The organism is Micromonospora saelicesensis (genome assembly GCF_900091575.1).
In the GTDB taxonomy this organism is placed as follows: domain Bacteria; phylum Actinomycetota; class Actinomycetes; order Mycobacteriales; family Micromonosporaceae; genus Micromonospora; species Micromonospora saelicesensis.
The window spans coordinates 402,740-415,647 of sequence record NZ_FMCR01000007.1; the positions used below are offsets into that span (position 1 = coordinate 402,740).

The following is a 12,908-nucleotide window of genomic DNA, read 5'->3' on the forward strand; positions in this document are numbered from 1 at the left end:
CTACGCCGTCCGGGCAGTGGTCAAAGGGGCCGCAAGATCGCGAAACGGGTCGGCCGAAGGAGAAGGGGTAGAGTTGCCCGACCCTTGCGCTACCTGGAGGACACCGCCGGCATGTCCCGACCTGCCCTCGTCTCTCTTCCCGACCCGGCCCTGGCGGCGGATGATGTGCCGCTCAGTGACTCGCTAGTCGCCGAGCTCGGCAGGCGAGGTTGGCGGGTTGACGACGACCCGCTGCGGGCGCGCTGGTTGCGGCTTGCGGCGTGTCACTCCACTTTCCTTTACGAGATTGGCCGGACGCCGATCTCGGCCGCCGCGCTGGCGGCACTGGGCAAGGTGGGCGCCACCCATCTGGTGCTCGCAGTGGCCGACCTAGTCGTGGAGCGCACTCGTCCAGACAAGGTCAGCAAACAGAACCAGCTCATTGCGCACATGCCCGGGCGCGTCGCCCGGCGGGTGGCGGACGGCGACCCCAGTGCAGGGCGGCGTCCAGGTCCGGCACCCGCGACCGGGTGACACGCTTCCACCGGCTCGCCGATGCCGCACGACACCACGACGCCGCAGTCCGCCTGGCCGACCATCTGGACCACACCAACCGCGCGCTGGCGGATGCCGACAAAGAGGCGGTGCAGTTCGGCCGCTGGATCGATGAGTACTGCGCCGCCAAGGTCCTGGAGATCAAAGAGATGGAGAACATACGCCTGATCACGCCCGCTGAGTCCGGCCATTGTGAGGTCACCCTCTCGCCGTCGTTGCTGCGGGGAGTTCTGGACAACCTCATCAAGAACGCAGTCGAGGCGATGCCGAACGGCGGCCGGATCATTGTCGACTGGTACAACGAGCCAGGCCATCTGTTCCTCGTCGTGCACGACGACGGCCCAGGGCTGTCCGACGAGATCCGCGAGGGGTTCTGGCGGGACGAGACTGTGACGAGCAACAAGTTGCACGGCTCGGGCATGGGGTTGTGGCTGGTACGCACGGACCTGCGCCGGCTGGGTGCCACGATCTCCGATGACCCCGGAGCCGCCGGCCAGCGCTGGATCATCGACCTGCCATGCGAGGACGTGACAGATTCCGATGCGCCCGATCGCAAACCGAGCCCGACCCTGGTGCCGCTAGTGGGGGCGGGTCCCCGACGCACAGTCCGGGTGTTGCTCGTGGACGACCAAGAGAATGTCGCCCGTACGATGGCCGGACACCTCGAGCCGATTGCCGCTCAGATCGAGATCGCTCACGACGGCGAAAGCGCGCTGACCAGGCTTGGTACCGGACATTACGACGTCGGGTAACCGATCTACAGATGCCGCCCGATACCTGGGGTGGGTTATGGCTGCTGAGGCGCATGCAGGAGGAAGGCCACCGGGTGCCGGTGGTGGTGCTTTCCGGCGAGGGAAGCCTCGATCAGGCGATGGACGCGACTAACGCGGGCGCCGCCAAGTACGTGACCAAGGCGATCGCTGCAGAGAAACTCGCCGCCGTAGTCGAGGAGGTCTTGGCCGATCTACGTCAGCGAAGCCGCAGCGATCTGCAGCACCTGCCGCTGCCGGTGGCGCTCGGCCTGCAGCGATACGAGTCGGAGACGGTGGCCAACCTGCGACTACGTGCCGGCCATGCGGCCATGGAAGACGCCCTCCGGTTCATCGGCGCGGTCGGGCTCGGCGAACTCTTGAGCGGCGACCCGGAGGCGCGGGTGCCTCGGCCGGTGCTGGCGCCACACATGATGCTCGGTAAATGGGTTGATCTGCTGAAGGCGCTCGGCACGCGGCTAACGCAGGACTCGTATGCGGGACAGGTCATCCGCAGTCTCGACCTGGACGCGCTCGCCGTCGTGAAGGCCGGCCGCAACGTGGTCAGCCACCGCTCTGAGCGCCCCAACGACGAGGTGGCCCGCATGATCGACGAGGTCGACCCGCTGTTGGAGCAGTTCGCCGCAGCCCTGCGTCACATCCCGGGCCGCACCGTGATGATCGCCGATACCCTGCGACTCAATTCAAAACGATATGTGGTTGCCGCGTTCCGGATGACCGGCACTGGTCCGGTTCTGCCAAGTGCCAAGTTGACCAGCAGCATTTCTCCCAAGGAGCATTCGGTCGGCCTATACCGGACTGGCGTCGACTCCTGGATCCCGATCGGCCCGTGGATGACGGCCCGACCCGGTAAGGGCCGGGGCGAGTGGCAGGTCTCGGTCATCGACGGTGTCACCCAGGGGTCCCGGGGCCGGCCGGCGAAGCTGGCCTACCAACCCTTCGGTGAAGGCGATAAATGGGAGACGGAAGCTGACGAGGACACCGATCAACTGATCCGTCGGTCGACGGCCCGCTAGGGATACCGAATCGAAACCGCGCCCCCGACGGGAGCGCCGCGATCAGGACTGGCAGTCACGGCCACACCAGACACCGCCCAAAGGAAAGGGTCAACCAGGCGGTCCGCCAACCATACGGCTGACAGCTGCCCGACGCCGGCTCGAACTCGACCACCTCTTTAAACGCACCTGTCGACTACCGAAGTCATCATGCTCCGCAGGACTCACGGCCCATGCCGGTGACCAGGAGTGGGTATGCGAAACCGAGGCCAGCTCGACATCACCACACAGCAACGCCAATCAGCATGAGATCGTCTGCACCGTCATCCAACGGCGCTCCGGCTATCGCCTGCAGGCCCGCCCCGACCACACCGTCGGCATCGCGCCGGAGCCATAGCCGCCCCACCGCGGCGTCGCCGTCACGGCGGGCGAGGACGACACGACCTTCGTAGAGGTCGAGTTGCCCGGAGGTGACGGGCTGGAAGACCTCGCCGGGCGCCTCCGTCACCAGGAATCGGCGAGTCGCGCCGAGCGCAGGCCCGACGTCCGAGAGCGAGACCCGCAGCGCCCCGACGGGCTCCTGGTCTTGCTTGCCGAGGAGGCGGCTGAGCACGTCCGCCGCCACGCCGCGACGTAGCTGCTCGTGGTAGCGCTCGTTGCGGAACACCCGCAGGCAGCGGTAGCAGCTGGTCTCCGGGCCGCATTCACAGTCGCGGACCCGCTGCAGGGCCTGGTCGAGTACGTCCCGCAGCCGCTCAGCGATGCGCCGGACGTGGCCGGCTCCTCCGGGCACGGTGTCGTAGAGCATGATCACGCTGCGGCCAGCTTCGGTTCGGTAGACCGTCGCATCGATATCGTCGCGGGAGATCTCGAGCGCGCGCACCGCCCCCTCCACCAATGCGTACGCGACCGATCGCCAGGCGTTGTCCTCGACTCCGATCACGACCGCACCGTCGAAGTTCAGGTCGAGGACGTCCGTCTGATATTTGTGGGCCAGCGACAGGTTCTCCATGCGGCCACGGCACTCGCGGCCGCTGAGTGGACTCTGGTGGTCGACCCGACCATCGATGGCCCGGCCGGCGAAGCCGCAGGTCGCGCAGACGAGGAAGCCGCGTCCCATCGCGCCGTCGCTGATTGCTACCAGCTCGCCTCGGGCACCGGCCCGGATGGTGATCGCGCCTCCGGCGAGGTCCAACTTGTCCGCGTACAGCTCGGCACCGGGCGAAACGACGTGGGTTGCGCCGTGCCAGGCTCGTCGCGGCGCACTGGTGGGTCGCCGGCCGGTGCCGCGTGCCGCGACGAACCCGAAGACGGGAATGGCGTACTGACGGGGTACGCCGACGAGGGCGGAGCCGCAGGCCGGGCATTCCTGGTCGAGGCGGTCGATCGAGTCGCGGTAGTGGCCGCATCCGTCGCACACCGCGTAGTAGCGTCGCTCAAGGTCTCGTCCGGGCAGCCGGTACAGGCCGGCCGACTGCCAAACCAGTCCCCCAGCGACGACCTCCGCGCCGGGTGCGTACTCGTAGATGGCCGACGAGAGGTCTCGGGAAAGTTCCAGTTGCTTGGCGATGGGGGCGTCCGCGAAAGCCAGCCGCAGCTCGACGGTGTCGACGGGAAATCCGTACTTTGGCAGGACGTTTCGGTTGGCGAGCAGCCCGAGCAGTTCGCGGCGAGTGATCGTGTTCATCACGCGGCCGTACCGCGCGGCCTTGTCGTCCTGGCGGGCGGTGAAGGCCTCCTGCCGCTTCTGCTCGTACGTGTCGACATCCTGCTGCAGCTCGGCCCGGACCGACTCCAGCAGGTCGACCAGCTGCTCAACCCACTCTTGGGAGTCGACGCCGATGATGTCGCGCACCTCGGCCGGCAGCACCTGCCGCAGCGAGTCGGTGACCTGCGGCGGCACCGGTGTGAGGAAGTCGCGAACCAACGTGACCGGGGCGATCCCGTTTTCACCTGGCAGGAAGAACTCCCCTGCCGTACGCCAGATGGTGCCGTGGATCCGAAATTGGTGCCGGAAGAACGCGGCGAGCGCGACGGAGTGGGCGTGCCGCCTATCGATGCGCACGTTGGTCAGGGGCACGTACGGCGCCCGGACCTCGCCGGCGATCATCCGGTCGGGCTCGGCGAAACGGGATAGGTCATGCGAGCGGCGCTGGGCATAGGTGAGCACGAGCGCGGCTGAATCGGTTCGGCGGCCGGCCCGACCGGCCCGCTGGACGTAGTTCGCGGTGGTCGGAGGCATGTTGCGCAGCATGACGGCTTGCAGCTCGCCGACGTCGACGCCGAGTTCGAACGTGGTGGAGCAGGAGAGGGCGTTGACTTCGCCGCGGACGAATTGCTGCTGGATTTCGGCGGCTCGTTCGCTGGTCCACTGGGCGGTGTGTTCGAGTACGCGCAGCGGCACTGGGTTCATGTCCCGGTAGACGTTGCGGTAGTGGTCCGGGTCGGTGTCCGCAGCAGGGAGCGTCCATGGTTCGAGGTCGCCGGTGCAGGCCATGGTGGGGCAGGTGGCGCGCACGTTGAACGGGGTGAGCTTTCGGCACCTGCTGCACTGCCACATGGTCAGGCCGCCGGCCGTCGGCGTGCAGGTGATCAGGGCGGAGTCGAGCTGGTGGACCTGGCCGATGCCGGCTTCGGTGCTGGCGATCAGCCACTCGGCCTGTGGCCCCTTGGTCAGCAGGCGCCACACGCCCTCCAGCAGCTGGATCGGGTCCGCCTGCCGGTCGAGCCGAGCAAGCACGCGGGTCACGAAGTCGGCCCGCCGGTTGGTCCCCTTGGTCGGCAGCCAGCTGAGGACCTTGCGGCGCGCGTCGGAGCCGATGCCGCGTACGTAGATCGGGCCGAGCCGCGGCTGGAACGCCTCGTCACGGGGGTCCACGCCGTCGAGGGCACCGACGGCGCCCTGGAGCCGAATCGATCGAATCAACTCGGAGAGCAACGCCCAGACCTCTTCGTCGCTGAGGCCGAGGGCGAGCAGCGGCTGGGGTGGTAGCCAGGCGGGGTCGCGGGACATGTCCCAGGCGACGAGTCCCCTGCCCTCCAGGGAGTTGCGTTCGTCGACGCCGACGGCCTCGATCTGTGCCCAGAGGGCGACTTGCCTCTCCCGGGTCTGTCGGCTCTGCCGCCGTTCGAAGATGCCGTATCGGTCGGCTACTCGGGAGGTGTGGTAGACGACGTCGGTGAGGCGAACCTCGTCGTCGGCGGCCGCAGCGGCGACGGCACCCTCGTGGAGCAGCCGCCGGCGCTGCACCCGCTCGTAGGAGTCTTCGAGGTACGGCGCGAAGTAGGCCGCCGACTGCCGGCTGTCGCTGAACAGCAGCAGCTTGCGCCCGCCGCCTCGTAGGCCCTGCTGGATGGGGTCGGAGGCCACTGGCAGCTTCTGATAGAGGGCGGTCGCCAGGACCGAGGCGGAGGCTTCGTTGCCGCTGGCGAAGAGTCGGATCAGGCCGGCTCCGCGTCCGCCGCACGAGAGGCATGCGGTGAGCTCGTCGCTGCGCTGCCGTAGGAAACGCACGGCCCGCATGGCGCCGTCCGGGCAGCGCGGGCAGTTGGCCGCCTTACCGATCTGGAACACCCCGCAGCGGGTGCACAGCGCGCCCAGCTCGCCGGCCGCCTGGGCGGCACCGCTGAACATCTCCTCGTCCTCGTCGGTCGCCACGTCGTCGACCAGCGCCATCCACACCTGCTGCTCGTCGCGGGAGCGGCGGGACCGGAACACGGTGAAGGTGCCGACCCGCTCCAGTGTGCCCATGAGGTAGACGGTGCCGCAGCGGCGGCAGGTGCCGAATTCGAAGGCGGCGTCGCCGCATCGTCCGCAGCGCTCGTGCCGGGTCAGACTGACGTGCGGTCCGTTGGCTCCGAGGCAGGCGAATGCTCCTTCCGTCGCGCGTGCGAAGAGGTGGTAGCGGGCGGAGAGCACCGGGGTGCCGTCCTTGTCGTGCACGCTGTTGGCCAGGGCGACCATCGAGGCGGTCTCGGACGCGCCGCTACCGGGGAACAGGGCCTGGGCGACCTCGTGCAGCGGTATCGGCCCGTGGGCGAGTAGCGCCTTGAGCCGGCGAACGCGCTGCTCGTACGCCAGCGCCTCGGCGGGGTCGTCCCCGGCGTACCCGTGCTCGCGGGCGTGGGCCACGACGGCGCCGGCGGGATCCGGCGCGTTAAGCAGCTTCTCGTACGCCGCGGCGGGCAGGGGTCCCCACTCGGGCCCGGGTGGCAGCTGGACCCGGTCGGCGGTGATGACGTCCTGCCTCGCGTCATCGGCGGGGTCGTACTCGAAGGGGACGGGGAAGAGGGAGGCAGCGAAGTCGACCACGGCTGACATGTCGCTACCGACGGTCGCGCTCGTCGCGATGCACTGCACCGGCCGGCCCGAATCCACCCGATCGGCGAGTCGGCGCAGCAGCATCGCGAGCTCGGCCCCGCGAGCCCCGTCGTAGACGTGCGCTTCGTCGACGACAATGAACTGCCAGTGCCCGGCGTGCTTACCCTCGAACAGGTCCATGTCCAAGGGCCGCAGCAGCAGGTATTCGAGCATGGCGTAGTTGGTCAGCAGGAGGTGCGGCGGTCGCTGCTGCATCTCCTCCCGGCTGAGCAGTTCGTTGGGCAGCGGCTGCTCGCCAGGGTTCTGCTGCTCGAAGACCTCCACGGCCTCCCGGCGACTGCGGCGGGTCTCGCCCGTGTACCGGCCAAAGGTGATGTCCGGCGCCTCGGCCAGCAGGCCCCGCAGCCGCTTCATCTGATCGTTGGCCAGCGCGTTCATCGGGTACAGCAGCAGCGCCCGAACGCCAGGCCCGAGGGTGCCCGCCGCACGTTCGGCCATCAGCCGGTTCAGGATGGGGATGAGGAAGCTCTCGGTCTTGCCGGATCCGGTGCCGGTAGCGACGACGATGTTGCGCCCTGCGGTTGCCTTCCGGATCGCCCGCTCCTGGTGCTGGTAGAGCGGACGGTCCATGGCCAGCCCGGCACCGAGGCTGGCGATGCCGGGATCGAGCACGCCTGCGTCGATGAGCTGCCGGGGTGTGGCACTGGTGACGTAGGGCGGGGTCGCCTCGAGCAGGGGCCCCTTGGTGATCTCCTGGTTGATCGCGTCACCGATCGCAGTTTCGAGCGCGCTCGCGAGCCGGGGGTCCTTCGGCTCCACGAGGGAACGAAGATAGCGCCGGTAGGTGGAGACGATCGCGTCGCTGGTGGCGAGGGGGTCGAGGATCATTCGGCTGCTCCGGCTCGGGTCAGGAGAAACTCCGCGAGGAGAAGATCGATGGCGACGAGACGCGGCGCGCTGCGGGCGAGCGTCGCGTGTAAGGGAAGGATTCGTGGCAGTAGCCCGGCCGGGGCCGCGTGCCCTCGGGCAGCCAGCCGCGCCACGAAGGCGAACGCCAGCGACAGCGCGGGGAGAGCGAGCCACCCTCGAGTCGGGTTGCGGGCTTGCAACGCGGCCGCCGCCCGCGGCCCACCGCACTCGGCCAAGGGCTTTTGCAAGGCGCGCAGCAGACCCTCCGCGTTGCTGGAGAGCCGCCCCAGGCCGGGCCGCACCCGTACCTCGAACAGGTGGCGGGCCGCAACCATCCGTTCGTCGGCGTCGAGCAGGCCGCCGGGAACGACGCGCATCGCCCGCCACACCCGGTCGCGTTCCGCAGCCGGCAGCAACGCAAACACCTCGGCCGACTGGTCGAACCTGCCGACCGTCTCGTACGGATCGGGGCCGCCGGCGAGCAGGTGCGCTGCCACTTCCCCGCACACCGCGGCGATCTGTTCGCCCAGATCGGCGTGAGAGGCGATGTCAGGCAGCCGATGGGCCGAGGCGAGCATCGCGGCCAGCGGGCTCGTCGTCCATAGCCGCGCCTCGTCGGCCGCACTGACGTACCCGTCGGGAGGCAGGGCAATCAGACCGGAGTGCACCAGAGGCGCAACCACCTGGTCGGCCGAGGCGCGGTGCTTGGTGAGCGCGGCCAGCGCGGCGGCGGGATGCGGGCGCAGGAGCGCCGCAGCGCCCCGGATGTTGGCCGTGACACCTCGGACACGGAGGTCGTCCGCGCGCGGGTAAAGGTCGAACAGCAGCGGCGCGATGTTCGGTACGTCGGGCAGGGCACCTGCTCCGGCCAGGTACGCCGATACCGCCTCACCCGCCGGGTCCTGGCCGGTCGGCTGCCACGTCAGCTCGGCGAGGTCGAAGGCGTTGTCGCGGCCGGGCCACTCCGGCCAGTCCGACGGCAACCACGGATCCTCGATACGCAGCAGCGCCACGAGGGGCCCCGCCGTGGTGACCCACGTGGGCAGTGGGTCGCTGACCAGGTCCGCGCCGAGGCGTGCGAAGTACGGCGGCTCCCACGGCGCGTACACCTGGTACAGCGCGGCCGTCAGCCCTTCGGCCCGCACGCCGTCGACTAGCACCAGCCGGTCGTCCTCGAGGTGCACCGCGCTGGCGAGGCGTCGGGGTACGCAGCGCGCTGCCGGGAAGTCCTGCCCGTCAAAGCGGACGTCAAGCTGAGCGAGCCCGTGGGCGCCGACCGTGTCGGCGATGGCCGCGAGCCCAAACCGGGCCATCGGCTGCCCGTAGGTCTCTCCGGACGGAACGGTTTGCAGCTCGCGGCCCCCGGAGCGGACGATCAACCGTGCGTCCGCCGCCCGCGGCAGCCGCACCAGCAGTTCACCCTCTCCGATCGTCTCGGTGTCCAGACGCAGTGGTTGCAGGGACCATTCGCCGCGGCTACCGCCGCCCAGCCGTTGGAGCGCCATGTGGGCGGGCGTGGCCCGTACGGTGGTTGCGCCGCCCGGGCTGTCGAGCTGCAGCTCGACAGCGGTGTCGGCGGGGCCCAGGTGGGTCATTGGGGGCGTGACCGATAGGTCGGGCAGGGTGGCGTCGGCTCCTACGGTGGCCGGTTCCAGCCCGTCCGCCGTGATCTCTCGCCAGGCGGGGTGGGAGATGACGGACAACCCTTCGGCGAACTCCAGCGTGCGGGCCAGGCCGCGGCCGAGCGGACCTCGAACGGTGATCTCGTAGGGGCCGACCAAGGGGCGGGCAAGGTCTCGCCACGGGTCGACCGTCGTGTCGTGGTTGGAGGAGAGGCTCTCGGTGTGCAGGAGCTGACTGGAGCCGGGTCGGCGGATTCGGATTGACCAGTCGGTGCTCACGCCGGGCTCGGTCGGCAGGGTCAGCCGTGGGGCCGTCGCGATCACCGGTGCTCCGGCGAGGCTGCTCACTCCGGGCAATGGCTGGGCGAGTTGCAGTTGGGCACGGCGGGCACCCTTGACCCGGCGCGGTACTCCGCCGCCAAGCCGTAGCTGCGACACCTGACGAAGGTCGGCGCGGCGCAGCGTCCAGCCGAGCCAGCCGTAGGGGGCCGGGACGTCGTACGTGTCGACCAGGTCGCCATCCACCTGCAGCTCGAGCGGCCCGCCGCCGTCGCTCTCTTGCGGGTACAGCAGCCAGACCGGCTCGGGCGGGAGGCCGGTGGTTGCCGGCACCCGTCGGCCGTCCTCGGTGAAGACCAGCAGGGGATCTCGCGGATCAACAACATCCAGCTCGTACTCCTGGTCGTAGCCGGCCAACTCCACCGTCACCTGGCGGGCGGGGCGTGCGATGGCTACCGCCGTTGCGGGTGCCGTCTCGCTGGTGCCGGGCCAGCGGGACTGGCTGACGACCGACTCGACCTCGCCATCGAAGCGCAACTGCCACATGACGCGACCGTCCGGTGCGTCGTGGACCGGCGGCAGCCACACCATCAGGCCTCGGCCGAACGGCTCCAACTCCAGGTGGGGGCGCTGCGGCGCCGCCTGCGCGGCCGAGCCGCCGCGCTCCGAGCTGCCTGTCCAGTCGAGCTGCTCCGTCTCCGCGAGCGCCTGAGCTCTTTCGATCAGGTGTGGGGAGAGTCCGAGTCCGTCGGCGGTGAACCCCGGCTGCCGCAGCCGTTCCAACAGGTCGAGGCAGCGGTCGACAAGGTCCGCGGCGTAGTCCTCGCCGCGCTGGATGAACCGCTGCACCGGCTTGTCGGTCCCGTTCAGCCGCGACTCACGGCCCGGCGCGAGCGCCCAGGCGAGGAAGCTCTCGCCAGTGAGTCCGGGCTCGCGGGCCTGGCGGTGCAGGAGGAGATTCAACAGGTCACCGAGGCAGTACGCGGGGACCCCGGCATGCATGAGGATCTCACCGACGTAGACCTGCGGCAGACCAGGGAACCGGGCCAGCCGGAAGTAGTCGAGGTTGCCGCGGAAGGCCCTCCCCCAGAACGTCTGGTCGATCTGGCCCGGCGCTTCGTTGTGGACGGCGCTCCAGTAGTCGCCGTGCTCGTACCCGACGGCACCGATCCCGGCCAGGCCGACGACCAAGCACGCGGGGTAATGACGGGTGAGCAGCCGCTGTCTGTCGAGGGGGGCACTGAGCCAAAAGACTCGTCCCAGGGCGCGGATGACCTCTTTGGCGTGGTCCTCCGGTGCGTCAATCTCGGCGACCAGCGACACCGCGCGCAGGGCTGGCGCCCACTCGTCTTCCCGGAGCCGAAGTATCTTGGTTGCGTGTGACACGGTCTCCCTCTTGTGGATTGGGGTGGTCAGCGCGGTACGGCGACTATGCAAGCAAGCCAAGGCGTGATCAAGACCAAACCATCGCCTCGGCGTCCACCGTGCCCGATCGGTCACTGAGGTGGAACCGGTCGGCGGCGGCGGTGGACAGGTCAGATAAGACGCCGCCCCACTCAGGGGAGCGAGAAGTGGCGGCGTTGACTCCGCCCGCCTGGCGGGCCGGTCACCTGGCGGGCAAATGGCCGGCCCGGCACGCGGATCACTGGATGGCGGGCGCGTCAGGCCGTGACGCCTTCGGGTCGGCGGGGCCCGCCAGCTCGAGTTGGGGTAGCAGTGCGGTGACGTCCTGGTGCCAGCCGCGGAGCTCCGCGACCGTGGGTGCGAGTTCGTAGGTGTGGTGGTGCATCGCGCGGGACAGGCCGTGCCAGGCGGTGCGCGCCGTCGAGGCTGCCTCGGCACCAGCGAAGGTAGGCAGGACGAGCAGTTGGTTGCGCATGGAGCGGTCGACGACGGAGGGGGCGACCTGGTCCCAGTAGTGCCGCAGCCCCTGTTCGAGGGCGAGGCGGGTCAGGCAGACGGCGATCACCCGGGTCCGGCACGATGAGGCGGTGGGAATGAGTGTGCAGGTCCGGGAGTACAGCGGTGTCGTTGTAAAGCAACTTACGGATGCCGCGGCCATCGCGTCTCTCTGCTCCTTGGCTGCATCGGAGCCGTCCCTTTACCCGTTGCTTTCCGGAGTCGATCCCTACGACGACACCTGGTTGAACAGCCGCCAGACGGCCAGGCTGGCAACCGAACTTCAATCGATCACCGAGCGATCCAAGGACGACAGAGTGCGAGCAGCGCCCAGGCGATACTTCAGCTCGCATCGCTCCTAGAGATCGCGCCTCGACGCCCCCACCACCAACAACTCCTGTTCAACGGAGACTGACCGCGAAGATTCTGCCGGCCGGCAACTAGGCCATCTGGCAAGCATGTGCTGGGACGGATCTGTCAAGCATGTGGTGGGACTAGACATGCCGGGTTCGTGCGCAAAGGCAGCGGCAAAACCAAGACCGAAGCCCGCACCAAACTGCGGGAGAATATCCGCGACTACGAAGACGGCCTCGCTCGGGTCTAAGACGGACACACCGTGGCCGACGCTCTCACCGACTGGCTCACCTACGGTCTGAGCAACCAGTCCGAGAGCACGAAGGCCAACTACACCACCCTTGTGCGTTCCCACATCATCAGTGACCTCGGCGCGAGGAAGTTGCGGGATCTCAGCGCGACCGATGTCGACCGCTGGCTCATGGGCAAAGCCCAACGACTGAGCACCCGCACCCTGAGGCTCCTGCACTCGCTGCTCAACCGCGCGGTCAATCGGGCCATGGCGCGAGACAGGGTCAAGCGCAACGTTGTGGCACTCTGCGAAGTGCCCACAGGTCGCGGCGGCCGTCCCTCGAAGTCGTTGACGCTCGGCCATGCCAAGGCGCTTCTCATCGCTGCCGAGAGCAGCTCGTTGCACGCCTACATCGTCGTCTCACTGCTGACCGGCGCTCGCACCGAGGAACTGCGAGCCCTCACCTGGTCACACGTCGACCTCGCCGGCAAGCCGGACAACGATCCCCCGGTGCCGCCATCCATTCAGGTCTGGCGCTCGGTCCGCGCCGATGGAGACACCAAGACCAAGAAGTCGCGTCGCACCCTGGCTCTGCCGGCCCGGTGCGTCACCGCGCTCGCCACCCACCACGAGCGCCAAGGCCAGCCCACCGCTGACCGCCTCGTCTTCGCCTCTGCCGCTGGCACGGCCCTCGATCGGCACAACGTGCTTCGGGCCTTCCGCCCTGTCGTCGCCAAAGCGGGCCTAGACCCGCGCGATTGGACTCCTCGCGAGCTGCGGCACAGCTTCGTGTCCCTGCTGTCGGACAGCGGCATGAGCCTTGAACAGATCGCGGACCTCTGCGGCCATTCCGGTACGACGGTCACCGAGAGCGTCTACCGGCACCAACTACGGCCGGTGCTCCTGGGCGGTGCCGTCGCCATGGACCGGATCTTCGACGGTGAGGCGTAGTCACTCAGTTAGTCACCCAGGTACGACAAAGGGGCCGTCTCG

At 68.9% G+C, this 12,908-nt stretch carries 6 protein-coding genes and 1 pseudogene; 4 read left to right on the plus strand and 3 right to left on the minus strand.

Annotated features, from left to right (window positions below; genetic code table 11):
• Positions 1 to 84 precede the first annotated feature (84 nt).
• The 3 genes from GA0070561_RS28265 to GA0070561_RS28275 are packed head-to-tail and all read left to right on the plus strand — an operon-like array spanning position 85 to position 2,320.
• Positions 85 to 513 carry a hypothetical protein gene (locus GA0070561_RS28265; RefSeq protein ID WP_091407225.1) on the plus strand — a complete coding sequence of 143 codons (429 nt, stop codon included), beginning with the start codon at positions 85 to 87 and terminating at the stop codon, positions 511 to 513.
• Entirely contained in the window at positions 510 to 1,286 is a 777-nt protein-coding gene (locus GA0070561_RS28270) for an ATP-binding response regulator (protein WP_091407228.1), read from the plus strand. The genes GA0070561_RS28265 and GA0070561_RS28270 overlap by 4 nt, the downstream gene beginning before the upstream one ends.
• Before the next feature lie 53 nt (positions 1,287 to 1,339).
• Entirely contained in the window at positions 1,340 to 2,320 is a 981-nt protein-coding gene (locus tag GA0070561_RS28275) for a hypothetical protein (RefSeq protein ID WP_244166470.1), read from the plus strand.
• A 259-nt stretch (positions 2,321 to 2,579) separates the two neighbouring features.
• Here GA0070561_RS28275 and GA0070561_RS28280 read toward each other — a convergent pair whose 3' ends face one another.
• The 3 genes from GA0070561_RS28280 to GA0070561_RS28290 all read right to left on the minus strand — a co-directional run bounded on the left by GA0070561_RS28280 (position 2,580) and on the right by GA0070561_RS28290 (position 11,399).
• Positions 2,580 to 7,508, minus strand: coding sequence for a DEAD/DEAH box helicase (locus tag GA0070561_RS28280; RefSeq protein ID WP_091407233.1), 4,929 nt, complete (start codon positions 7,506 to 7,508; stop codon positions 2,580 to 2,582).
• On the minus strand, positions 7,505 to 10,621 hold the full coding sequence (locus GA0070561_RS28285; RefSeq protein ID WP_141710483.1) for a hypothetical protein: 3,117 nt from the start codon (positions 10,619 to 10,621) through the stop codon (positions 7,505 to 7,507). The genes GA0070561_RS28280 and GA0070561_RS28285 overlap by 4 nt, the downstream gene beginning before the upstream one ends.
• Positions 10,622 to 11,072: 451 nt before the next feature.
• Complete coding sequence (locus tag GA0070561_RS28290) at positions 11,073 to 11,399, minus strand: hypothetical protein (protein WP_091407236.1); 327 nt, start codon at positions 11,397 to 11,399, stop codon at positions 11,073 to 11,075.
• Positions 11,400 to 11,789: 390 nt separating this feature from the next.
• On the opposite strand from GA0070561_RS28290, the pseudogene GA0070561_RS28295 reads away from it, so the two are divergent.
• Positions 11,790 to 12,866 (plus strand): annotated as a pseudogene (locus tag GA0070561_RS28295) (site-specific integrase).
• Positions 12,867 to 12,908 lie beyond the last annotated feature (42 nt).